The organism is Lysobacter sp. Root983, from assembly GCF_001429345.1.
Classification (GTDB): domain Bacteria; phylum Pseudomonadota; class Gammaproteobacteria; order Xanthomonadales; family Xanthomonadaceae; genus Lysobacter.
Genome location: NZ_LMJO01000012.1, coordinates 71,656 through 96,333, shown reverse-complemented (window position 1 = coordinate 96,333; position 24,678 = coordinate 71,656). Strand labels below are relative to the sequence as shown.

The window sequence follows — 24,678 nt, the reverse complement described above, 5'->3', positions numbered from 1 at the left end:
ATCTGAAATCGACGACCGGCCCGCGTGCGGGCCGGAGGAGGAGGCGCCGCGAAGCACGCTCCCGCGCGGGATGATGCCACCCCTACCGTACCGTTCGCGCCGGTACGGGCTGGTTCTGTGATGGGGGTCGCCGGGTCTGGGCGCAAGACGGAAGCGGGCTGCTCGAGGCACCGGTTTCAGTCGGCGTAGGGGCTCGCGGCAGCGCCACCGCCCTTGGCCGCGGGTGGCTGGATGGCGAATGCCCGCCATCTCCGGCCATTAGTGCGTGAACATGCCGCCATTTTTAATTAGCTGCCGCGCCCTTCCGATTCGCCGGCCGGCGACTGCGGCGGCGGGTCGGCGTCGCTCTCGGAGCCGGCCGACGCCGCCAGCGCCGCCTCGATCCGCCGCCGCGCGCGCGCCTGCTGGTCGCGGCCGTAGCGGCGCAGCGCCTTGCGATCGTCCGGCGCGAACGGCGAGTCGCGGCCGCAGTGGCCCAGCAACAAAGCCAGGTCCTGGGCCACGCCCAGGCGCTCGGCGATGCGCCGGTCCAGATCGGGGGCGCGCACCGTCAGCCCGGCGGTTTTCAGCGCGCGCCGCTGCTGCGACAGGCGGCGGGCGTGCCGGCGCCAGCGATGCCAAGCCTCGTCATCGCCCCGCTCGCGGGCGCGCACGCCGGCACGATCCATGCGCGCGCGGCTGGCGGCGACCGCCTGCTGCAGCGGCTCGGCCTGCAGCCGCGGCCAATCCAAGGCGGCGGCGCCCGCGCGCAGCACCGCCAGCAGCGCCCGGCGGCCACCGAGCTCGGGGTCGGCGGCCAGGGCCTGTCGCGCGTGTTCGGCACGCGCGCTCGCGGCCGCCCGCCGGGCGCGGCGCAGCAGCCGCAGGGCGTCCGGGTCCGGGCTGCGCGCGAGCAGCCTGTCCAGGGTTTCGACCAGGGCATGGGCGTCGCGCAGCGACGACAGGCCGCGATTGAGACGGCGCAGTTCGCGATCGATCAGAGGCCTGCCCGGCCCCAAGGCGGCGTCGCCCAGGGCCAGGACCGCACGCGCGCGGCGCAGGCTCTTGCGCGCCTGATGCACGCCTTCGTGCAGCTGCCCGCCGCGACGCGCGAGCTGGGCCGCGGCGGCGTCGAGCTCGCGCAGCGCGTAGTCCCGCAGCGCGTTCGCGACGGCGGCGCTGTCTGTGGCGGGATCGGGCACGCGAGCTCCGGTGACGACCGCGACGCTGGCGGTCCGCCGCGACGATAGTACGCTTGCGCCATGCCCGAACTGCCCGAAGTCGAAACCACCCGCCGCGGCCTGGCGCCGCACCTGGAAGGCCGCGAAGTGGTCGCCGCGATCCTGCGCCGGCCCGACCTGCGCTGGCCGATCCCGCACGAGATCGAAACCGACCTGCCCGGCCAGCGCATCGCCGCGGTGCGCCGGCGCGCCAAGTACCTGCTGCTGGACACCGCGATCGGCAGCGCCCTGCTGCACCTGGGCATGTCCGGCAGCCTGCGCGTGCTGCCGTCGGACACGCCGGTGCGCGCGCACGACCACGTCGACCTGCTGCTGGATTCCGACCGCGTGCTGCGCTTCAACGACCCGCGCCGGTTCGGCTGCCTGCTCTGGCAGCGCCCGGGCGAGACCCATGAATTGTTGCGCGCGCTCGGCCCGGAACCGCTGTCGGACGACTTCCACGGCGACTATCTGTTCGAGCTCAGCCGCGGCCGCAAGGCACCGGTGAAGACCTTCCTCATGGACCAGAGCGTGGTGGTCGGGGTCGGCAACATTTATGTCGCCGAGGCCCTGTTCGCGGCCGGAGTATCCCCGCTGCGCGCGGCCGGCAAGGTCTCGCGCGAGCGCTACGGCGAACTGGCCGGCGCCATCAAGACCATCCTGGGCTACGCGATCCAGCGCGGCGGCACCACCCTGCGCGACTTCATCAGCCCCGACGGCGCGCCGGGCTACTTCGAACAGGAGCTGGCCGCCTACGGCCGCGGCGGCGAGCCCTGCCCGCGCTGCGGCCGGGCCCTGAAACAGGCCTCGGTGGGCCAGCGCACGACGGTCTGGTGCGGGCACTGCCAGCGTTGACTGGGTACAGCCTTCTAGGCAATTTTGATGCCAACCGGCGAATGCGCCGGCCTAAGATGAACACGTTATAGTCGCGCCTTGCCCCGGGGAACACGATGGCCGAAAGCGCTGACATCACCCTATTGCTGGATGCCGCACGCGAGGGCGACCGGGGGGCGCTCGACCGCGTCCTGGCGACCCTGTACCAGGAACTGCACACCATGGCGCGGCGCCAACTCGCCGGCCAGCACGGGCAGACCCTGGACGCGACCGCCCTGGTGCACGAGGCCTACCTCAAGCTGGTCGGACGCCGCGAGGCCCAGTTCGACGACCGCGCCCATTTCTTCGCCTACGCCGCCTCGGCCATGCGCAGCGTGGTCGTGGACTACGCCCGCCAGCGCCTGGCGCAAAAGCGCGGCGGCGACCTGCACCGGGTCACCGAACTGCCCGACGACGTCGAAGGCGGCCTGCGCCTGGACGAGGAAACGCTGGGCCTGGACACCGCGCTGACCAAGCTGGCCGCGGTCGATCAGCGCCTGGCCCACGTGGTGGAGCTGCGCTACTTCGCCGGGCTGTCGGAACTGGAGATCGCCGCGCTGCTGCAGCGCTCCGAACGCAGCATCCGCCGCGACTGGCAGAAAGCCCGCCTGTTCCTGCTGGCGTCGCTCAAAGACAGCTGAGCATCGCCGCCCGTGGACGCCGAGCGATGGCAACGGCTGTCCCCCCTGCTCGACGCCCTGTTCGAGCTTGAACCGCAGGCGCGCGCGGCGCGCCTGAGCGAACTGCGCGATGAAGACCCGGCGCTCGCCGACGAACTGCAGACCCTGATCGCGCTGGAGGAAGGTCACGAAGACTTCCTGGCCGAGCCCTTGGTCGCACCGCCAGCCGGTGCGCGCGCCGGCAGCACCGTCGGCCCCTACCGTTTGGAAAGCCTGCTCGGCGAAGGCGGCATGGGCCAGGTCTGGCTGGCCTCGCGCGCCGACGGCCTCTATCAACGCCGCGTCGCGCTGAAGTTGCTGCGCCCCGGCTTGGCCGACACCAACCTGCGTATCCGCTTCACCCGCGAACGCCAGATCCTGGCGCGCCTCGCGCATCCGCACATCGCGCGCCTGCTCGACGCCGGCATCAGCACCGACGGCCTGCCGTACCTGGCGCTGGAATACGTCGAAGGCGAGCCGATCACCGACTACTGCCGCAACCAGTCCACGCCCTTGGACAAGCGGCTGCACATGTTCCAGCAGATCTGCGACGCGGTCAGCCACGCCCACGCCAACCTGATCGTGCACCGCGACCTCAAGCCGTCCAACATCATGGTCACGCCGGGCGGCGACGTGCGCCTGCTCGATTTCGGCATCGCCAAACTGCTCGACACCGACGTGCCGATACCGGAGCAGACCCGCACCGGCGTGCGCGCCTTCACCCTGCACTACGCCGCGCCGGAACAGGTGCGCGGCGAGCCGGTCACCACCATGACCGACGTCTACTCGCTGGGCGTGGTGCTGTACGAACTGCTGACCGAGACCAAACCCTACCGGCTCAAGCGCCAGACCGACGCCGAGTGGGAAGAGGCGATCCTGGCCGCCGATCCGCTGCGCCCCTCGCAGACCGTGTTGCGCAACGCCGAGAGCACCGGCGAGGAAGGCCCGCCGCCGGACAGCGCGGCGCTGCGCCGGCACGCGCGCCAGCTCGCCGGCGATCTCGACAACATCGTGCTCAAGACCCTGTCGAAGCGGCCCGAGCAACGCTATCCCTCGGTCGAAGCGCTGGCGCTGGATCTGCAGCGCTTCGAAGCCGGGCGCCCGGTACAGGCGCGCGCGCAAAGCCTGGGCTATCGCTTCCACAAGTACGTGCAGCGCCATCGCTGGGCGCTGGCCACCGCGACCCTGGTGACCGTGGTGCTGGGCGCGGCGCTGGCGATCGTGGCCTGGCAGGCCCGCCAGGCGGTGCGCGAAGCCAGCCGCGCGCAAGCGATGCAGGATTTCATGGTCGGCCTGTTCGAGAACGCGCGCGGCACGCCCGAAGGCGAGGCCCTGGACCTGCGCGGCCTGCTCGACGCCTCGGTCGCACGCGGCAACCGCGAACTCGCGCGCCAGCCGCGCGCGCGCGCCGAACTGCTGGGCGTGGTCGCGCGCCTGCGCACGGGCTTGGGCGACTACAACGAAGCCAAGACCCTGCTGGATCGTCAGGCCAACATCATCGATCTCACCGACGACATCCCCGCCAGCCTGCGCCTGGAATCGCTGACCCAGCGCGGCCAGGTACTGCGCCTGCTCGGCGAATCGCGCACCTGCATCGAACTGATGCAACCCTGGCTGGACAACGCGCGCCGCGAACAGGCGCAACTGCCGACGCAGGCCAGCGAGTTCTATTCCCAACTCGGCCGCTGCCGCCGCATCAACGGCGAGCGTCAGGGCGCGCGCCAGCTGTTCGAACGCTCCCTCGCGCTGCGTCGCGAAGTGCTGCACAACGACGTCGGCGAAGTCGAAAACCTGATGGACCTGGCCGGCCTGCAGGCCGATGTCGGCGAGACCCGCGCCGCACTGGAAGCTTTCGAGCGCGCGCGCACCCAACTGCGTCATAGCGGCGGCGAAAAACATCCGCTGCTGGTCGAGATCGGTTGGAACATCGCCGCGCGCCAACGCGACCTGGGCATGACCGATGCCTCAGAACGCGAAGCCGCCAACGCGCTGGCGATCGCGCTGGAGGTCAACGGCAGCCAGCACCCGACCACCTTGGCCGCGCGCCGCCAGCTGGCCGCGATCCACGTCGACCAGGGCCGCTTCGCCCTGGCCGAAGACGAATTCCGCGAGATCCGCGACCTGCTGACCTCGCGCCTGGGCGCCGATCACACCGACCTCAGCGCCACCTACAACAGCCTGGGGGTTATCGCCTGGGAACGCGGCCGATTGCCCGAAGCGGTGCACGCCCTGCGCCGCGCGATCGAGATCGCGCGCAAACACGGCGACACCGGCCGCCTGGCCGGCACCTTGTTCAACCTGGCGATGGTGCTGCACGAACAGGGCCGCGATCGCGAAGCACTGGCCCTGCTGCTGGAATCGCGCCGCCTGCGCGACGCACGCTACGGCGTCGACCACCCTCTGCTCGGCGACACCGACCGCCTTGAAGGCGAAGTGCGACTGTCGCTGGGCGAACGCGACCGCGGCATGGCCCTGCTAGGCGAAGCCGTGCGCCAGACCCGCAGCGGCTATGGCAGCGCGCATTCGCATACCCGCCGCGCCGAACTCAGCCTGGCCTACGTCCAGGCCTTGGCCGGCGACGCCAACGCGCTCGCGCAACTGGATGCGCTATCGGCGCTGCCGAACTCGGACGCCGAACTACGCAAGATCGGCTGGCTGGCCCAGGCCTACGCTTCACGCGTGCGCTGCATCGGCCCGGCTCGCGCGCAGGCGCGCGAACGCCTCGACGTGCTGCATCGCACTTTGGCTACGCAACGGCCGGATGGGAGCACGATCGGGCGGGAGATCGATGGGATTCGGGCGAATTGCGCGGGCTAGTCGGCGCGCCATGCCACGGAATGCGAGCGGCTTGCGATTGAAAACTGTCTGATCCGAGTTCGCGCTGGCGTTTGGCTAGAGCCTGAGCACGGTCTGCTCCTCTTCCCGGCTGGTCCCGAGACTAAGGCGCGGCCGCCAGTCAGAACTGCACTCTGACCCCTATTCCGCACTCCAATCGCTAAGTCCGAACAAACATCTCGATGTCGTCGATGGCGTCTGCAATCCTTGCCGCGATTTCCGGCTCCGATGCACGGGCACTTAAGGCCGCCAATACTTTCTCTTTGTCGAGCACATTGCGAATACGCGCAACATGCCCCAAGCAAGTAGCTGCGACGCCACTAATCTGAGGATCACTGTCCGCAAGATAACTTAAGCAAGTTTCTTGGACCCAGCGCCAATCCTCATCGTAGAAAGAGATAGACACCAGCGCTCGGCAAACTCGACTAGCATCTTGGGAAGCTAGCGCCTCAGCAACTTCGCGCCTAGAAATCGATGCGACCTCATCGTATTTATTCATCATCTCTATCCCGCTCCACCCAGAACGCTTCCGCGCCTATCCACCATGCCGGCTTGGCTCAATGCATTTGCCTATCCGTATGAAGCTGACCCCATGGACGGACATGGACATGGAAGGTTCCCGGCACATAACTGAACTCTTAGCCCAGCTCGTTCTTATTGTTGAGGTAGCTTTGGATGGCACTGCCGACATTCTGGACATTGGCCAGCTGGCTCTTGGCGTCGTACCAGTAGTTGTGATCGCGCACGCACGGATGGCTGACGCTGCGCAGTTTGTTGATCGGGTCGTAGGTTTAGCCGTGGCAGCTTCTGACTCGGCAGCCAGCTTTCGCGTTAATAATCCGGGTAGCTTGAAGGAATGATGTTGACCTCGACCCTTCTGTTCAGGCTTCTGCCCTCCTCTGTCTCATTGCTACCGATTGGCATTGCAGAACCATGCCCCTTAGGCGCTTTCAAATTCGTTCTCGGCACCCCATGAGCTACTAGCCATTCGTACACGACTTGAGCACGGCGCAGCGATAGCTCGTCGCATTCAGCCCCTAAACACTCTGCGTTATCAGTAAAGCCCAACACTTCAGCGTGAAGCATTGGAGCTTCCTTGAACGCATTTACGTCTGTTTGCAGGCGTTTTACTTGATCGGCTGCGGGCTCCATCGCTGCATGTTCGAAGCTCTCTCCCACATTAGGATGGCCACTCCTAAACTTCACTCCGCTCAGCTCAGCGGAAGCCAATACCGGCCTATCGGTAGATAGCGCACAACTAGTGCTGCTCAGCAGTAGCAGGCCAAGAAGATACAAGGGCAGACCACGTTGATGCTCATTCCTACTAATCATCTGCAGCTCCCTTCGGTTGATCCTTGGCAGGCAGCGTCTGGAGCACGGGTTAGAGTGGGCTTCTAGAAAGTCGACTCTAGCCCTGTTTCGCACGATCAGATGCAAGTGGATGTCCATGTTTCTGCCCACTCCGGTCTGACTCTTATTCCTGTTCGAAGCCGGGAACGAGATCAGCGAATACCGTCGCTATTTGCTCAGGACTCAAACCGGCCGCGAGTCCTAGCTCAACCAAAAATTCACCAGCAAGATCAGACAGTCCTGTATTCGCGTTTAGTGCAGTCCAGACCAATCGGTTCAGCGCCACCGGTCGTCCACCTTCACTTAACGAAGGATCCTGATCTATCCGTCTTGAGAACACATTGAGTTGAATTGCATAGGACTCCTCTTTCCCGTTCAAAAAATTTTGCGCAGCCGCCACACCATCTCTTTGCGTGGCGTCCAGCGAGTCCCACAATAGCCTGCAAAATGCAATAGCAGCTTGAGGCACAAGGCTAGTGTTTTCGTCGAAATAGCCCGTACTGAGCACAGCATCAATATGCTCATATAAGTCGGAGCTAGTAACAATATTAGAGCTCATTGACTGTTATCTTATGGAAAAGCATGCCACGGAATGCGCGCGGCTTGCGATTGAAAACTGTCTGATCCGAGTTAGCGCTGGCGTTTGGCTAGAGCCTGAGCGCGGTCAGCTCCTCTTCCCGCCTGGCCCGAGACCAAGGCGCGGCCGTCAGTCAGAACTGCACTCTGAGCCCTGTTCGCGACCGCCGCACGGCCGTTATTCATTCGGAAGAGAAACATCTAAGCCAAACATGCCGTCACCGGACCAATGCCAGGGTTTTGGCAAAGCATCAAAGTGCACATGAAGCCAAGTATCCAAGCGCACTCCAATTTCGCAGCGCGAAATCTTGAGATCATCGATTGCAACAATCAATTCACCCCCAGCACGGGCATATGAAATCTTGGCCCGATCATGCAATTTGAACCACGGATTCTTTAGTGGATCCAGCCATACCGACGTCCTCGCTTGGGCCTCCTCGATCGGAGTGCACTTAAGCGTGCCCGTCTTATCGTGCGCCGTTACGAACGCAATAATTTCAGATCCGGAGGATTTGCGGGCTTCCACAACCTCCTTGTCGATATCGAAAGTGACATCGCCGTTTGAATACGCAAGATTTTTCTTCAAATTGGTGGCCACGCTTACTTCTGGCTCTCGAACACAACCAACAGTAGAAGTAGCAAGGCATGCCGCGAAGAGAATTGACTTAATCATGGCTTCAGTGCCTCCGTGGCTTCTTTTTCTGTGAGAGGCCCTAGGCGATTCAGCATTTGCCCGACGGCCGCCCCCTTATTCGAAAAGTCACGAGAAGCTCCGCCAATCGCGTGCGCCGTGAAATCTTCGCTCATTAGTGAAGAATAGGAATGTCCAGTTTCTTCGCGAAAGTCGCCTAGCGATTGCCCCCGCAGACTCGCTGCGGAGGTGACGTGAACAAGATCTACCGAAACAAGGGACAGAGTAGGCTTTTTTGAAAGTCGACCCTACCCCCTTGCTTCCCGTACAGCTCACATGAAGTCAGGGACCTGCCCAAAGCATTCCCTGAGATGTTCCAGATTGACGGACAGTGCCAAGCTCAATCTGCACCTTAAAGCAGTGCTCCCATATGGTATGCGTCCGGAAACTGCGGCTCAAACCCTCCGCCTGAGAATGGCGCCTGTACAGTGAGAGATCCAGGGTACTCGCCGGCCGCGACCATAATCTCTTTCGCTTGAGAGCTCCTTAGAACGATCCCCGACTCAATCAAGTATTTTTCATCCTCATGCAAGAGTAAATTAACTCCCTCAATTTCGAATGACTCAACACCGACCATTACTCCTTCCAGTTTAGACTGCTTGGCGCCCTCACAAATATTTATATTTATTGTTCCAAATTCTTGCCAGTTCTCTACTTGTGTACTCGATGCCGTTATCTCGACAACCAAGCCAGACCTTAAGAATAACTGCAAGAACCAAACGCTTTCGAGAGACTGTCCGTTTGGTACGCGATAGGAAACAACAGACTCTCCGGCAAGCTCCTGAGCAATTCGTTCACGAGTCACGCCTTCGATCTGGGCTAAAAATTTGAACTTCCCGTTCCGGAGCGTTTCAATCGTAGTGAAGGGTTTCATGTGGCTTATCTCCATTAGCGGGAATATCGATACTCTTACCACCAGAGCTATTTACTGGCCTGCCAAAAACTCCGTTCTCACCGACCATACTTCCTGGAGGGGCTTTGTCACCGGGTGCCCAGGGACGAACCCCGCCTGTAAGCGTCTATAGATCTTTCTCATAATCTCCTTGACCGCCGTGCTCGGGCGCCGGTGTTCCGCTGGTTGTGGTCGATGGTCGCGATCAGACTGCCGCCCAGGTAGACGTTCTCGTGGGTGGTCTGTGCGCCAGCGGTGGTTTGCGTGTAGCCGAACAGGTACTGCCCGGGCTGGCTGTACTGGAACAGGCGCACCGTGCCGTCGGCCTGCATGGTCTGCACGCGACGGCCCAGGCCGTCGTAGGCGTAGCTCTCCTTACCGGTCACGGCACGCAGGCGGTTGCCGTAACTGAACTCGTAGCCCTGCCCGTTCTTGTTGTTGAGATTGCCCTGGACGTCGTAGCCCAGGCCGGTGACGGTGGCGCCGCCGGCGTTCTGAACATTGGTCAGGCGGTTCTTGGCGTCGTACCAATAGGTGTGCTCGCGCACGCCCGGATGGCTGACTGCGCAGGTTGTCGATCGGGTCGTAGGCGTAGTGGAGGTAGCGGTTGCCCCTCAACTAGTTGATGTCCTTGTTTCTCATCGATCGGGGCGTAGGCGAACTGGCTGGTCGTTACTGGGAGTTTCCGTCGGATAAGTTACGCTTTTCGCTTACTTTGAAAACTCTTCGTCGCAGTTCGGTTGCCCCCGCTAGCAACGATGTGCTCAGTAAAATGAAAGGGATCATGCCAGGCGTTATAGAAGCAAAAGCCGAGCCCCCAAGAAGAGGGGGGAACAAGAACGCAGCAACACTAAGAGCTGACACTAAAATTCTCGAAGGATAGAGACACCACGCAAGGATAATGGCGACAAAGCATGCCCCATAGCCAACTCTAATGAACAAGAAATCTTGGGTGTCTAAGTACCAAGCATAGCGAAGCTCAAACAGGAAGAAATGTATTATTAGAGATACGGCGGAAACCGTAAAGAAAAAAAATAATATTATTTTATTCATCACTTTGCCCTGGCATCACGAATGATTTCTTGATGATTCTTCTGCCAAATATCAGTAAGCGGCTTGTCCCAGACCCATTTTAAAGCATCCATCTGTGGAAGCGCATCGCCTTCGCCATAGCTCCTGAGCGTGATTTTACCACCAGCGTCGATCGCACCGAATTTCATTACAAACCCTTCCTCCATGCTGTGCTGCCCGTCTATCGTATAGTTCACTGTAATGTCGGTAAAGCGCGAATGATCGGGGGATGGTATTAAGTACGACCTGACCAAGTTTGTGCTGCCATCAAAAGCCATAAAAGGAAGATGGCCTACATTGTTGACGGTACCCATCGGCGAAGCCCTACCGTCGGCGCCTGGCGTCGGATTATTCGCTATTGCATTTCCGACGGCCTTGCTGTCGGTTAGTGTTGTCGGCGTGACGATGTTGTAATTATGACTGATCATAGAGTTTCCAAAGCCCACGGCCCCAACATTATTCGGGAGATTTACGCTAGGCACGGAATTATCAACAGGACGTATCCAGATGCGGCCTTCTTTGATGGCCGCCTCGCGACCATCTGGATCGGTGAACTTATATGGATTATTTGCGGCGTAGTTGTAGCGGTTGAAGCTCCAGCCGTTCTTCGTATCAGCAGCAACCGGATCAACGCTGAGGAATCGCCCCAACGTCGGATCGTAATACCGCTGCTGCATATACGTCAGCCCGGTCGCCCCATCCATCACGTGGCCGGTGTAACCGATGCCGTTGACCGTCTTGTTGATCGGGCTGCCGTAAGGCTCGTAGTTCGTGCGTTCGATCAACGCACCGCTGGTGTTGGTCGTCGCCACCGGGCTGCCTAGCGCGTCGGTGTGGTGGTACTTGGTCGCGATGACCGTGTTGCTCGGCCAGTTGTGGTCGATGGTCGCGATCAGGCTGCCGGCCAGATAGACGTTCTCGTGGGTGGTCTGCGCGCCGGCGGTGGTTTGCGTGTAGCCGAACAGGTACTGCCCGGCCTGGCTGTACTGGAACAGGCGCACCGTGCCGTCGGCCTGCATGGTCTGCACGCGACGGCCCAGGCCGTCGTAGGCGTAGCTCTCTTTACCCGTCACTGCACGCAGGCGGTTGCCGTAGCTGAACTCGTAGCCCTGCCCATTCTTGTTGTTGAGATTACCCTGGACGTCGTAGCCCAGGCCGGTGACGGTGGCGCCGCCGGCGTTCTGAACATTGGTCAGGCGGTTCTTGGCGTCGTACCAGTAGGTGTGCTCGCGCACGCCCGGATGGCTGACGCTGCGCAGGTTGTCGATCGGGTCGTAGGCGTAGTTGATGTAGTGCGTGCTGCCGCCGAACATTGCCGAGCCGGCCGACGTCAGGCGATCCAGGCCGTCGTAACTTAGGTAGCGGTTGAAGTTGGCACCCTGGCCGTTGTCGACGATCTGCGTTGTGTTCCCATTCTTGTCGTAGGTGTAGGTGTAACCGGCTACACCTATGTCGCTGACCGTATCCGGCAGCTGACGGGCGTTCTGCGACATGGTGTGAACCACGCCGTTGCCGTAGGTGAACTGCTTGATCGCGCCGTTGGGGTAGTAGCTGACGCCGGAGGCGTAGGTGCCCTGGGTGGTGCTGGTGGGCGTGGTGGCCACCTGCGTCGGCTGGCCCAGTCCGTTGGGCGCATAGGTCACCGTCAGACCCGTCGGATAGGTCTGCACCGACAAGTGGCCATTGGGGTCGTAGCCGTAGCCCAGGGACCAGGCGTACCAGCCGGGCTGGCTGATGCTGTCGCCCTGGCCGTCGAGCAGGCGCCGCTTGTTGTAGTGGTAGGCGTTCACCCACGGCCAGGTGCTGTTGTAGCCGTTGTAGGTGGTGATGGTGGCCGGCAGGCCGTCCGGGGTGTAAGTCCAGGTCTGATTGCCCAGGCCGTCGGGGAAACTGAGCTGGGCGAGGCGGTTGCGCGCGTCGTAGCTGCGGGTGACGGTGCGGCCGGCGTTATAGGCCGCCACGTGGTCGCAGTCGACGGTGTTCAAACCCGACAGGCCTGCGGCCGACCAGTTCATGTTGTCGTTGTTGTCGTAGCCCATGACCGTCGAACCGGTCTCGGGTTCGTCGGTGCGACACAGGCGATTGGCGCCGTCGTAGTAGTACTTGCGCAGCGCCTGCACGGGCTGGCTGGCGTAGGTGCCCGAGCGCAGCACCGACTTGGGCCGCAGGAAATAGGCCGGGTCGCGATCGATGACGGTGGTGACCCCGGCCGGCTGGATGATCTCGATCGGATAGTCGGTGGTCGGCTGGTCCCAGGCCGCGTAACGGGTGCGTGTCTGCTGGCCGCGCGGGTCGGTGACCACGATGTCGCCGCCCGTCGAATAGGCGGTGGTGGTGGTGAGCTTGCCCAGCTCGGAGTCCTGCTCGAGCTTGGTCACGCGGCCGAGCGCGTCGTACTGCGTCCAGGTGCCGGTATCGATCGCCCAATTGCCGTCCGCGTACGGATTGCGCGGATACGAGGCGAAGGTCTGCCGGCCTTCGTGATCGTAAGCGCTCAGGGTGATGCGATAGGTCTGGTCGTTATTGGTGACGTCGCGCTCGTACTGCACGACCGGGCGCCATAGGGCGTCGTAGAAGGTCTGCTTCTCGTAGTTGCCCTGGACGGTGGACTGGCGCCAATGGCCGGCGGGGATGCCCATCTCGGCTTGATTCACCTGCACGAACGCACGGGTGAGCGTGTTCCAGTTGACGCTGTCGCCGACGGGATAGGCGATCGAGGACACGCGGCCCATGGCGTCGTAGCCATAGCTGGTCTTGTAGCCGTTCTCGTCGGCCACCCAGTCGATCCAACCGCTGTCGTTGACCTGGGCGGTCTGCGTACTGCCCGAGGGCGATTCGGGCGTGGCCGGGTGCTGGATGGTCTGCGGAATGCCGCGCTTCCAGTTCGACAGGGTAGTGATGTTGCTGTTGGCGTCCTTGACCGTGGCGACGGTACCGTCGGGGTTGTAGGTCAGGGTCTGCTTGCGGATACCGAACGTATAGAAATCCGTGGGCAAGGCGGTGACGGGGTCATACGTGGCCGAGGTAGGAATCGTGCTGCCGCTGGATACCGAGGCGATCTGGCCCAGCACCCACTTTGACAGGTTGTCGTGGAATGTAGTGGCGTCGGTGCGCGCATAGCCTTGGCCGATGTTGCTCGAACGCGTCACCGTCTTCGGGCGAGCGAACTCATCGAATGCGTTGACTGCGTTGCTGTAGCTCACGCCATCCTGGCTGATGGTGGTGCGGGTAACAGGCTGAATCCGCGCCCCCATTCTTTCCTGGGTCAGGCTCAAACCGATTTTCGACGAGAAGGCCTGCGTTGCCAGCTCATCGTCGGGAACATAGTCGTTCAAGGTCGTACGCAGCGTCACGCCGGCCGCGTCCAGTTCCCTGGTCTCGATTAAGTAACCTTCGTTCTTCTCATAGGCAACGCCGAAGCGTTGGCGCAACTTTCTGCCGTCCGGCAACGTCGTTGTATTCCACTTCGATGTCAGTCCCGGGCAATCCGGCGACGCGGGAACGCATCGGTTTCCGATGCACTGAGGCGTTTCCGGTGTTCGCCCGCAGAAGCCGAGCGGCCAGACCCTTCCGTACTCGTACTGCGTGACCAGCGCAGAAACACCTGGGCCAGACACGGTCGAGTTAGTCAGGGAGAAGTTCTCGAAATAGTTGGGCACCAACAGCCTGTCATGCCCCGTTTCACCGCTGCCCAAGGTGGTCGGCGCGCTGGCAACCCGCACGAAGGTCTTGTAGGAGGAGATGGCCGTTGCGTAGCTGTCGGAGTGGCCGTCTTTGATAGCCTGATTATAGATATCAGGATCCGTCAGGGTCATTTCCTGCACATGAGTGCTGGAGGTGCCTGTGGAGTTGCGAACAATGTCCAATGTGCAGCGGAACGGCACATGGACCCGATAGTGCCGGTTCAAGTCGAAAACGAACTTGCCTTGGGCACCACTGGGGTGCGTGACCACGTACTCATAGTGACCGTTGCCCATCGTCGACGAATCGCAGGTGGGCTTGAAGTCGTTGACTTCCAGCATGTCCGGATCGTCGTAATTGGCGCGCAACTCGCCCGAGCTGCCATAGCTCCAGCGCGAGCCGTCGGGCTGCGTGACCTGATACAGGCCAACGCCGACATAGGTATAAGCCCAGGACTTCCCGGCAGCGGTGGCCGTTACGATCTTGTCCCCTTGATAGGCGAGGGAAATCGCGCGACCGTCACTGCTGGTGATGCCCGTAAGCTTGTCTCCGGAGTAGGCGTAGTTAACCCAGTTTCCGAACCTGTCTTCGATACGAGTCGCGAGTAGATAGACACGCTTACGCGGCAGGACATACTCGAACCCGTTAGCCTTGCGAAGACTGCGCATTGAGCGTTCCACCGCCCAATCGAATCGATACTTCACGCCATCCGGCGTCAGAAGCATGAAGCCCTCTCCCGCGTAGCCGTTCTGTAGCGCAGACAGGCAACTCAGGCGCCCCAGGTCACGGGTGGTCCATGGATAAACGACCCCATCAGCAGGGGCTTTGTAAGTGCTTGGCACCCACTTGAGCAGGTTCTGCTCCCCTCTGCCCGGGAGATACAGGTGATAGCCACTCCACACCTCATCGGACGTGAAGTTCGTATGGTTGATGTACGGCTCGGAGGGGATCGAGCACCGCGAGAACCGCTGAGGCGACGTAGGGTTTGCAACGGTCCAACCCCAAGCGCTGGCGAATGTGCCCTCGATGTAGGGAACCTCGACTTCCCAGTTGCCGAAGCCCCCGAGGTAATTACGGCCAAACCGATCTTCAACGACATGGCGTCGCCCCAACCGAACCGGCAGCGAATTGTTCCCGGGGAGGTCGATGTCGACCGTGCGGAAGTACGTGGAGCCGTCGTAGCCGCTGATGTTCTCCCCGAACATGCCGGAGCTCAGTGCGGACACCTCCTGCGAAGCCTTGATCGCCTGGTCGTACTCCTGCCATGGCGCAGCTTCCTGTGCCATGACCATAGAACCGGCGGCGCACAAGAATAGCGCTAGGATACCGCGCAGCAGGAACGACATGGCGCGATTTCCAATGGCAATAGACGGCGCGACAGAGTGAAACGAAACGGCGGCGGCAGCGACCGCGCCTATCCGGTCAGAACGGGATTGCATATCGTGGATACTCTCGCCGAGCAGGCCGGCGTGGACTCTTGCGCTTGAACTCAAGCCGGCGCGACCGGCTCCCCTAACGATAGTCTGAAGGCTAGAACAGAGCGCTCGCAAACATTGCGACGACACGATCGGACGAGCGCGCGTTTCGAGTGACGAAGTTGCGCAACTCGCGTGGAAAATATGCCTTACAGATGTGCCGCCGACCTTTCATACGGCTGACGCACAGCCCTACAACGGCAACGACGCCTGCAACGGCTCGATCGTCCCCTCGCCGCGCATCACCCGCTTGTACTCCGCGCGCGAGACCGAGACGTAGCGGTCGTTGCCGCCGATTTCGACCTGGGGACCGTCCAGCACCGCGCGGCCGCGTTCGTCCACGCGCACGGTCATGGTGGCCTTCTTGCCGCTGTGGCAGATGGTCTTGATCTCGGTCAGCTCGTCGGCCCAGGCCAGCAGGTACTGGCTGCCTTCGAACAGTTCGCCGCGGAAATCGGTGCGCAGGCCGTAGCACAGCACCGGGATGCGCAGTTGGTCGACCACTTCGCTGAGCTGCCAGACCTGCGAGCGGGTCATGAACTGGGCTTCGTCGACCAGCACGCAATGCAGCGCGCCGTGGGCGGCGATGTCGGCGCGGATCAGCGCCTCCAGGTCCTGGTCGTGGCCGAAGCCGATGCCGTCGGCCTTCAAGCCGATACGCGAGGCCACGGTGCCGCTGCCGGCGCGGTGGTCCAGGCGCGGGGTCAGGATCGCCACGCGCATGCCGCGTTCGCGGTAGTTGTGCGCGGACTGCAGCAGGGTGGTGGTCTTACCGGCGTTCATCGCCGAGTAGTAGAAATAGAGCTTGGCCATGCGCCTAGTGTAGGCATCCGCGGCGCAAGTTCCGAGATTGCGCGGTGGGGCGGTGGCGTGCTTGTGGGAGGGGCGTAGGGATCTTTCCTGCTGCTGGGGGTAGTTCGGTGAGCGCAGAGCAAATCCCCCTAACCCCCTTTTTCAAAGGGGGGAACCGAGGGCAAGGGAGAGGTGACGCAGGGGTCGATCGTGGCCGTGCCTTCCCCCCTCTGGAAAAGCCGGGGTCAAGGGGGCTGGCTCTTAACGAGCCCTCAATCCGCTGGCGTCTCGACCTTCTTGGCCTCGCCGACCTCGACCTGGCCGGTCAGGGTGCGCAGTAGCAGGCCCTGGTCCTTCCAGTAGGCGTCGGTGCGGGTGCGGTGCGGGCCGTAGAACTCGCCGGGGCTGACCCCGCGCATGGCCTGGGTCGAGGCCGCACTGCCGCCTCCGCCGGCCCAGATGTCGGGCCGGCCCAGGCTCACCTCCAGGCGCGCGGTCTGGGCGCCGACGCGGCTGCCGGTTTGATTGCGGGCGAAGTGGCGGATGTGCGAGTTGATCCGCGGCAGCGCGGTCGTATCGCCATAGCGGGCGTAGTAGCTCTCGCCCTGCACGGCGACAGCCACCTGCTGCTCCGGCGTCAGCGATTCCCAGATCTTCTCGCGCATCGCCAGCAGTGCGGGATTGTCGCCGCGCTCGGCCGCCAGGTCGGCCCAGACGTAGGCCAGCACGCGGTCGGACGGCGCGCCTTCGCCGAACCAATACATCATGCTCAGAAAGTGCTGCGAGTACTTGTCGGCGTAACGCGCGGCGTGCCGGAACTGCTTGATCGCTTCGTCGTAGCGGCCGTTGTCGTAAGCCCAGATGCCGTGCCAGCGATGCAGTTCGTTCGGATGCCCCGCCGATTGCAGGATCGCGGCTTGGTAGATATCGAGATTGGTGGCGCGCTCGCGCTCCTGCGCGACCGGCGCGGCCGCGGCGACCAGGGGCAGAAGGCAGAACAACAACAAGGGGCGGACTTTCATCTACGGCTCCTTGTGGATAGGGGCTCGCGACGCAGCGATGACAAGACGGACGGCGATCTCGCCGCAGTGTATCGCCACCGCCGGGCTGACGTTCCGACGGATTGCGTACCTTTCGCGGTGCGCCGGCCTCGACCGCGCCCTGGGCGAGCTGGCGGTCCTGTTCCTTCCAGTGGGTGTTAAGCCGCTGTAGGTCGCGTTGTTTGCCGTAGAGCCCAGCGTGGCCGCTGCGGCATGGGCGGCCGGCGCCGACCGCGAAGGCGCCGTGGACCGGTGCGTCATTGATAGTCACGGGCTGATTGCGGTAGTCGCCGCGGCTGCGTCTGTGCCGGCAGGTTCGACAGCGGCGCCGAGGCAAATCCCTGCCTGCCACGCGCTTTTCGCGCTGCCGCGCCGACTCACGGTCGGCGCGGCGGCGGAACGGTTTACGGCGTGGGCTTAGGCGCCGGTTCCTCGGGCACTTCCGGCACCGGCGCGTCGACCTGCGGACGGGTTTCCGGAATGCGCGAATCGACCTTGGGCGGCTCGCCTTCGCGTACCACTTCGACGTCGCCGACATCGACGCGGCCGATCGCCGGCTTCATCCACACGTTGTCCTGCCAGGCCCAGTACTTCTTGGCGTCCCAGTAGCGCTCGTCGTAGAACTTCGAACCCGGGATCGACTGTTCGCCGGCCGGGCCGGGCACCAGGATCTGCAGGTTGCCGGTAAAGCCGGTGCGGCTGCCGGTGACGTTGCGGCGGCCGGTGCGCAGCTGGAATTCGTAGCGCGGCTTGGCCGCCTCGTCGCCGAAGCGGGCGTACACGCCCTGGCCTTCGCTGGTCGCGCGTTCGCGTTCGGCCGGGCTCAGCGCGTTCCAGTAGCGCTCGCGCAGACCCAGGAAGCCGGCATAGCCGCGCTCGGCCGCCAGGTCCATCCAGGCATAGGCCAGCGCGCGGTCCTGCGGCGCGCCTTCGCCGTTCCAGTACATCTCGGCGACCATGCCTTGCGAGGGCTTGTCGGCGAAGAAGCTGGCGCGACGGAAATAACGCAACGCGTCGTCGAAACGCTTCTCCTTGTACGCGTCCATGCCGAGCATGCGGTACTTCAGGTCGGGATGGTGGGTCAGGAAGCCCGCGGTGATGAGCAACGGGTCTTCGACCGGGTCCGGCGGCGGCGCGGCCTTCTTCTCGGCCGCGATGGCCCCCAGGGACAGCGGCAGCAGGGCCAACAGCAGGATCGTCTTACGCATCACATCAATTCCTTTTTACGGTCTGGGGGTCCAGGGGACGGGCCTAGGGAAACCAGGGTAGCCGGTCTCGGCGGCCCAAGCGGGTAAACTCATGGGCTAGATAGACCGGCCCACCGGCCGAAAGATGACAACGATGCACGGCCTCAATCCCCCCCAACGCGCCGCCGTCCTGCACACCGACGGCCCCCTGCTCGTGCTCGCCGGCGCGGGCAGCGGCAAGACGCGCGTGATCGTCGAGAAGATCGCCCACCTGATCGCCTCCGGGCGGATGCCGGCCAAGCGCATCGCGGCGATCACCTTCACCAACAAGGCCGCCAAGGAAATGAAGGAGCGCGTCGCCAAGCGCATCAAGGGCGACGCCGCGGAAGGCCTGACCATCTGCACCTTCCACGCCCTGGGCCTGCGCTTCCTGCAGATCGACCACGCCAAGGCCGGGCTACGGCGCGGCTTCAGCGTGTTCGACAGCGACGACTCCGCCGCCCAGATCAAGGACCTGCTGCCGCCCGGCAGCAAGCCCGACGTGCTGGACAACATGCGCAACCTGATCTCGCGCGCCAAGAACGCCGGCCTCTCGCCCGAGGAGGCGCTGAACCTGGCCGCCAGCCCGCGCGAGATGGAAGCCGCGCTGCTGTACCAGCGCTACCAGCAGCGCCTGAGCACCTTCAACGCGGTCGACTTCGACGATCTGATCCGCCTGCCGGTGCAGATGCTGGAAGCCGACGAAGACCTGCAGCTGGCCTGGCGCGAGCGCATCGGCTACCTGCTGGTGGACGAGTGCCAGGACACCAACGACGCCCAGTACCGCCTGCTCAAGTGCCTGGCAGGCACGCGCGGCCTGTTCACCTGCGTGGGCGACGACGACCAGTCGATCTATGCCTGGCGCGGCGCCAATCCCGACAACCTGCTGGAGTTGGGCAAGGACTATCCGACCCTGGAGATCGTCAAGCTGGAGCAGAACTACCGCTGCAGCAACCGCGTGCTGCGCGCGGCCAACACCCTGATCGCGAACAATCCGCACGAGCACCCCAAGACGCTGTGGAGCGAGCAGGCCGACGGCGAGCGGATCCGGGTCTGGGAATGCCGCGACAGCGCCCACGAGGCCGAGAAGGTCGCCAGCGAGATCCACTTCCTGGCCCAGAAGCACAGCGCGCCGTGGAGCGACTTCTGCATCCTGTTCCGCGGCAACCATCAAAGCCGCGCGCTGGAAAAAGCGCTGCAGTTGCTGCGCGTGCCCTACCACCTCAGCGGCGGCACCGCGTTCCTGGAGCGCCACGAGGTCAAGGATGCGCTGTCCTGGCTGCGCCTGATCGCCAATCCCGACGACGATGCCGCGTTCCTGCGCGCGGTCACCTCGCCCAAGCGCGAAGTCGGCGCGACCACGCTGGCCAAGCTCGCCGAGCTGGCTCAGCAGGCGCACATGCCGATGTCGCGCGCGGCCGAGTCGGTGGGCGCGCTCAAGCAGCTGCCGCCGCGCGCGGCCAACGCGCTGGACGGTTTCGTCAACATCGTGCGTTCGCTGCGCGGCGAAGCCCAGCGCATCAGCCCGGCCGAACTGGTGCGCGTGCTGGGCGAGCGCAGCGGCCTGCTCGCATCCATCCGCGCCCAATGCAAGGACGAGGCCAGCTTCCAGCGTCGCAAGCAGAACCTGGAAGAACTGTCGGACTGGTTCGACGGTGGCAAAGGCGCCGGCCCGGGCGAACTGGCCGCGCAGCTCGCGCTGCTGTCGCACGCCGACAAGGGCGAGGCCGGCAACCAGGTGCGCCTGATGAGCCTGCATGGCGCCAAGGGCCTGGAATTCCGCTACGTGTTCATCGTCGGCGTCGAGGAAGGCAATCTGCCACACGAGGCCAGCATCGAGGAAGGCCGCCTCGACGAGGAACGTCGCCTGATGTACGTGGGCATCACCCGCGCCAAGGAAGCCCTGTACCTGTCGCACTCGCGCGAGACCCAGCGCTGGGGCGATCGCATCCGCCTGCAGCCCAGCCGCTTCATCGAAGAACTGCCGGTGGGCGAACTGCAGCGCGACGGCGCCGACCCGGTCGCCGACGCGGCGCGCAAGCAGGAGCGCGCCAGCGCCGGCTTCGCCGCGATCAAGGCGCTGTTGGAAGGCTGAGCCGCGCAAGATCGAGCATCACCATGACCGACGATCGCAACGCGCTGCGCATCCGCGACATCGCACCCGGCGACCACGCCGCGGTGCTGGCGCTGAATCTGGAATCGGAGGCGCTGCTGAGCCCGATGGACGGCGCGCGCCTGCTCGAGCTGCTGCAGGAAACGGCCTACCATCGCGTGCTGGTCGACGACGGCGATCGCGTGCTCGCCTTCCTGCTCGCGTTTCGCGAGGGCTGCGGCTACGACAGCCCGAACTACCGCTGGTTCCAGGCTCACTACCCGCATTTTCTGTACATCGATCGGATCGCGGTGTCTTCGACGCAGCAGGGGCGCGGACTGGGCGCGGTGCTGTATCGCGACCTGTTCGCGTTCGCGCGCGCCAGCGGCATCGACGCGGTCGCCTGCGAGTTCTACAGCCAGCCCCTGAACGAGGGCTCCAGTCGTTTCCACGCCAAATTCGGTTTCAGCGAAGTCGGCACGCAGTGGGTGGCCGAGGGCCGCAAACAGGTTTCGCTGCAGATCGCCGCGCTCTAGCGGCGCGCATGGGATTGCGCCGCAATCACGGTTGCGGGATGGTGCGAATCCCTGCCCCGGTTTGGACACGAGCATGCCTGTTCCCGCCGTCTTGTCGCGTAGCGCTCTCGTTATCGCCCTGCTCGCCGCCAGTCCGGCCTGGAGCGGCGAACGCCCCGAGTTCCTGAAGTCCCCCGACCCCGCCGCCGCCAGCCTGCCGTTCTCCGAAGCGGTACGCAGCGGCGACCTGCTGTTCCTGTCCGGTCAGATCGGCACCGCCGCCGGCAAGAACGAACTCGTCCCCGGCGGCATCGCCGCCGAATCCGACCGCACCCTGCAACGCATCCAGGAAGTCCTGGAACGCCACGGCGCCTCGATGCGCGACGTGATCAGGTGCACCGTGTTCCTGGCCGACATCAAGGAATGGCCGGCCTTCAACGAGGTCTATCGCCGCCACTTCCAGGCCCCGTACCCGGCGCGCAGCGCGTTGGCCGCATCCGGCTTGGCGATGAACGCCCGCGTCGAAGTGGAATGCATCGCGCAAGCGCCCAAGCGCTGACGTTGCGCCGCTAGCTAGCCAGCAGCTCACGAGCACACGAACGGCATCGCCGCAACTGCAATCGCTGTTGCCGTTGCCGTTGCCGTTGCCGTTGCCGTTGCATTGAAATCCAAAAGCACCGTACTCACACAAACAGCCGTAGACCCGCAGGGCGGCGCGAAAGACGCGCGCCGTTTTTCGAATCGACAGGGACGTCCATTCGAAAAATCCCGGCGCCAGCTCCGAACCCGCAGGGGAGGTTTGGTCACGCTAGCCCTTCTCTTTGGTTACGTTTGACCGAAGGGAATCCAGGCGGACTCTTGGGCTAGCAAGAGAAAGTGACCTGCATGCATAGCAGGCGGGAGCTTTTGACCTTTGTCCAGAAGAAGCAACAGCAAAGCAACAGCAAATCCTCCCCAACCCTCCTTTTCCAAAGGAGGGAGCTAAGAGCAAGAGCTTGCTAGTGTTCAGCCGCGCGCGAACCTGCGGTTCGTAAGCTGCGCGGCTTCACCCTTTTCCAAAGGAGAGAGCCAAGAGCAAGAGAAAGTGACCCGCATGCGCAGCAGGCGGAAGCCTTTGACCTTCGTCAAGAAGAAGCGACAGCAAAGCAGAAGCAAATCCTCCCCAGCCCTCCTTTGATAAAGGAGGGAGCTAGGAGCAAGAGCCTGCTGCGTTCAGCCGTGCACGAACCTGCTGTTCGTAAGCCGCACGGCTTCACCCTTTTCCAAAGGAGGGAGCCAGGAGCAAGAGAAAGTGACCATTCCCGATGGAGGAAGCCCACGCCCAAAGAACAAGAGCGGCCAACCGCCCCACGCATGGCCCAGCGCGCACCTCGGCTACACTTCAGCCCTTTCCAAGCCCCGGATCGCGCATGCACACCCGCGCCCTCACCCTCTCCGTCCTCGCCTGCGCCCTCGCCCTGGGCGCCTGCAAGCGCACCGAACCCGCCGCCGAATCCGCCAAATCGGCCGAGCCTGCAGCGGCCGCCGCGCCGGCTGACGCCGCTGCCAGCGCCGCACCCACGACGCCGGCCGGCCCCGGTGCCGACGACAACCTCAACGCCGTGCTCTGGGTGCAGACCTCGGCCGAGTACCGCGCCGCTACCGAAACCGTCTACCGCGCCGCCGCCGACAAGCTGGACGTCGCGCTGAAGCAGAAGAACTGGGACGCCCTGGTACCGGACGAACGCGGCAACGCCGCCACCGGCCTGGCGCCGGCCGTGGTCATGGACGTGGACGAGACCGTGTTGGACAACTCGCCCTACCAGGCGCGCCTGGTCCGCGACGGCAAGCAATACGACGAAGTCAGCTGGGACGCCTGGGTCGCCGAGAAGAAGGCCAAGCCGCTGCCGGGCGTGGTCGACTTCGCCAAGGCCGCCAACGCCAAAGGCGTGACCGTGCTGTATCTGTCCAACCGCGCCGAGCACCTGCAGGCCGCCACCCTGGCCAACCTGCGCGCGGTCGGCATGCCGGTGAAGGACGACAGCGTCTTCCTCGGTCTGGGCACCTTCGTCGAAGGCTGCGAGCAGAACGGCAGCGAGAAGAATTGCCGGCGCAAGCTGGCCGGGCAGAAGTACCGCGTGCTGATGCAGTTCGGCGACCAGCTCGGCGACTTCGTGCAGGTGGTGGCCAACACTCCGGACGGCCGCAACCAGCTGCTGGAGCAGTACCACGACTGGTTCGGCGAGCGTTGGTGGATGCTGCCCAACCCGACCTACGGTTCCTGGGAGCCGGCGCTGTTCAACAACGCCTGGGACCAGCCCAGCGAGGCGCGTCGGGCCAGCAAGCGCGCGGCGCTGAACGTCGCGCCCTGAGGCCACGGCGCCGGCTTTGGCGCATCGCAGCATGGTGTCGCCATTTAAAATCAATGTTTTAGCTGACTTAATTTCAGGTGTTGCATTAACTTCGCGGGCGACGTAGTCTGCTCCCGTCCGGCCTCGGCCGGAGCCATGCCACAACTCGAAATCCCGGCCTCGGCCGGTTTATAAGGAGGCCCAGCGCCTCCTTTTTTTATGCGCGACGTCCGCGAGGCGGACCCGGGACGCTCCGGCTTGGTCGCCACGAAGACAGACGATCGGCGAAATAGTCGCGCCATTGGCCGCCATTGGCCGCTTTTAGTCGAGTGCAGGCGCCGACCTTGCGCAATCCGTCGGCAATGCCTGTGTCGCCTGCGCGGACCAGGATCCGGAACCGACTTGGCTTGTGGCCGACCCCGGCGCCGGCCAAGATGCCGCTTGCGACTGGGGAGCCGCCTCATGCCACCGATTCGACGCGCCTTGGCCGCGTTGCTGCTGATCGTCGTCGCCTGCGGCGGCTGCGATCGCGCGCCGCTGAGCGACCACGACGCGCCGCCCAAGCTGCCCGCCGAAGCGGTGCAGCAACTGGTGCGCGACCTGCGCCGCAACGATCTGGCCAGCTATGCGCGCCATGCGGTGCCGCCGGCCCTGCACGACCGCCTCGAAACCGCCTGGCGCGAAGGCCGCACCACCTGGCCGCTGACCGAGCTGCCGCTGGAGGATCGCCTGCCCGGCTTCCTGCAGGCCCTGGCCGCGCCCGGCGCGGAGAAGAAGCTGCAGGCCGTCTACCAGCGCCAGTTCGCCGGCGCTCACGCCGAACTGCGCTCCGCCGCCGCCACCCTGGGCCTGTTCGCGACCCAGTACGTGCGCAGCGAAGGCGACTACAGCACCGAGGAACGCGACCACTACGCCCAGCTGATCGGCGCGATCAGCGCCTGGGGCCAGCGCGCGCCGCTGGGCGATCCCAAGCGCGCGCGCGTCGCGATCGCGCAGCTGGCCGCGGCCGCGCGCCAGACCGGCCTGACCGGCGCCGACGCGCTGCGCCTGACCGGCATGGACCGCAGCCTGGAACGGCTGGGCCCGTTCTTCGGCCGCTTCAAGCAGACCCTGGTCGGCTACGGGCTGGACATCGACGCCAGCCTGGACCGGGTCGAGGCGACCCTGGCCGAACAGACCGGCGAGCGAGCACGCGTGCGCATCCGCTACACCATGGCCGACCAACCGATCGACGCCTATGTGCGGGTCGAACGCCACGACGGCCGCTGGTACCTCAGCGACGTGCTGCGCCACGCCGAGGCCGAGGCCAGCCGCACCGCCAGCGCGCGCAGCGCCCAGCCGCACGCGCCCGTCGCCAAGACCGCGCCCTAGGTCGCGCGCG

19 protein-coding genes are annotated in these 24,678 nt (G+C 64.2%); 8 read left to right on the top strand and 11 right to left on the bottom strand.

Annotation, left to right across the window (positions count from 1 at the left end; all coding sequences use genetic code 11):
- Positions 1-287: 287 nt before the first annotated feature.
- Entirely contained in the window at positions 288-1,181 is an 894-nt protein-coding gene (locus ASE43_RS07815) for a CHAD domain-containing protein (RefSeq protein ID WP_162258770.1), read from the bottom strand.
- A gap of 60 nt (positions 1,182-1,241) precedes the next feature.
- Here ASE43_RS07815 and mutM point away from each other — a divergent pair, with 60 nt between their 5' ends.
- From mutM to ASE43_RS07800, 3 genes are all read left to right on the top strand, one after another.
- Entirely contained in the window at positions 1,242-2,054 is an 813-nt protein-coding gene (gene mutM, locus ASE43_RS07810; protein WP_056177674.1) for a bifunctional DNA-formamidopyrimidine glycosylase/DNA-(apurinic or apyrimidinic site) lyase, read from the top strand.
- Positions 2,055-2,149: 95 nt separating this feature from the next.
- Complete coding sequence (locus tag ASE43_RS07805) at positions 2,150-2,713, top strand: ECF-type sigma factor (RefSeq protein WP_056177672.1); 564 nt, start codon at positions 2,150-2,152, stop codon at positions 2,711-2,713.
- 12 nt (positions 2,714-2,725) lie between these two features.
- Complete coding sequence (locus tag ASE43_RS07800) at positions 2,726-5,548, top strand: serine/threonine-protein kinase (RefSeq protein WP_057160077.1); 2,823 nt, start codon at positions 2,726-2,728, stop codon at positions 5,546-5,548.
- Between the two features lie 178 nt (positions 5,549-5,726).
- Here ASE43_RS07800 and ASE43_RS21790 read toward each other — a convergent pair whose 3' ends face one another.
- The 10 genes from ASE43_RS21790 to ASE43_RS07775 form a co-directional block, all read right to left on the bottom strand.
- Positions 5,727-6,065 (bottom strand): hypothetical protein, encoded by a 339-nt coding sequence (locus ASE43_RS21790; RefSeq protein ID WP_157489508.1) that lies wholly within the window; start codon positions 6,063-6,065, stop codon positions 5,727-5,729.
- A gap of 332 nt (positions 6,066-6,397) precedes the next feature.
- Positions 6,398-6,745, bottom strand: a complete 348-nt coding sequence (locus ASE43_RS22330) for an OmpA family protein (RefSeq protein ID WP_200956246.1) — start codon at positions 6,743-6,745, stop codon at positions 6,398-6,400.
- A 295-nt stretch (positions 6,746-7,040) separates the two neighbouring features.
- Positions 7,041-7,475, bottom strand: coding sequence for a hypothetical protein (locus ASE43_RS21785; protein WP_157489509.1), 435 nt, complete (start codon positions 7,473-7,475; stop codon positions 7,041-7,043).
- 195 nt (positions 7,476-7,670) lie between these two features.
- Positions 7,671-8,090, bottom strand: a complete 420-nt coding sequence (locus ASE43_RS21780) for a hypothetical protein (RefSeq protein ID WP_157499757.1) — start codon at positions 8,088-8,090, stop codon at positions 7,671-7,673.
- A gap of 445 nt (positions 8,091-8,535) precedes the next feature.
- A complete protein-coding gene (locus ASE43_RS21775) occupies positions 8,536-9,057 on the bottom strand; it encodes a hypothetical protein (protein ID WP_157499755.1) in 522 nt (173 codons plus the stop codon).
- A gap of 158 nt (positions 9,058-9,215) precedes the next feature.
- On the bottom strand, positions 9,216-9,623 hold the full coding sequence (locus ASE43_RS07795) for a hypothetical protein (RefSeq protein WP_057160076.1): 408 nt from the start codon (positions 9,621-9,623) through the stop codon (positions 9,216-9,218).
- Positions 9,624-10,127: 504 nt separating this feature from the next.
- Entirely contained in the window at positions 10,128-15,173 is a 5,046-nt protein-coding gene (locus tag ASE43_RS22540; protein WP_235568674.1) for an RHS repeat-associated core domain-containing protein, read from the bottom strand.
- Positions 15,174-15,494: 321 nt separating this feature from the next.
- Entirely contained in the window at positions 15,495-16,115 is a 621-nt protein-coding gene (locus tag ASE43_RS07785) for a thymidine kinase (protein WP_057160074.1), read from the bottom strand.
- Positions 16,116-16,366: 251 nt separating this feature from the next.
- A complete protein-coding gene (locus ASE43_RS07780; RefSeq protein ID WP_157499753.1) occupies positions 16,367-17,116 on the bottom strand; it encodes a hypothetical protein in 750 nt (249 codons plus the stop codon).
- Between the two features lie 422 nt (positions 17,117-17,538).
- A complete protein-coding gene (locus ASE43_RS07775; protein ID WP_057160072.1) occupies positions 17,539-18,342 on the bottom strand; it encodes a sel1 repeat family protein in 804 nt (267 codons plus the stop codon).
- A 133-nt stretch (positions 18,343-18,475) separates the two neighbouring features.
- On the opposite strand from ASE43_RS07775, the gene ASE43_RS07770 reads away from it, so the two are divergent.
- From ASE43_RS07770 to ASE43_RS07750, 5 genes are all read left to right on the top strand, one after another.
- Positions 18,476-20,455, top strand: a complete 1,980-nt coding sequence (locus ASE43_RS07770; RefSeq protein ID WP_057160071.1) for a UvrD-helicase domain-containing protein — start codon at positions 18,476-18,478, stop codon at positions 20,453-20,455.
- Between the two features lie 23 nt (positions 20,456-20,478).
- Complete coding sequence (locus ASE43_RS07765; protein ID WP_057160070.1) at positions 20,479-20,988, top strand: GNAT family N-acetyltransferase; 510 nt, start codon at positions 20,479-20,481, stop codon at positions 20,986-20,988.
- A gap of 73 nt (positions 20,989-21,061) precedes the next feature.
- Positions 21,062-21,526: a Rid family hydrolase gene (locus tag ASE43_RS07760; RefSeq protein WP_082607171.1), complete on the top strand. Its 465-nt coding sequence runs from the start codon at positions 21,062-21,064 to the stop codon at positions 21,524-21,526.
- Positions 21,527-22,376: 850 nt separating this feature from the next.
- Entirely contained in the window at positions 22,377-23,318 is a 942-nt protein-coding gene (locus ASE43_RS07755) for a 5'-nucleotidase, lipoprotein e(P4) family (protein WP_057160069.1), read from the top strand.
- Positions 23,319-23,759: 441 nt separating this feature from the next.
- Positions 23,760-24,668, top strand: coding sequence for a hypothetical protein (locus tag ASE43_RS07750; protein WP_057160068.1), 909 nt, complete (start codon positions 23,760-23,762; stop codon positions 24,666-24,668).
- Positions 24,669-24,678 lie beyond the last annotated feature (10 nt).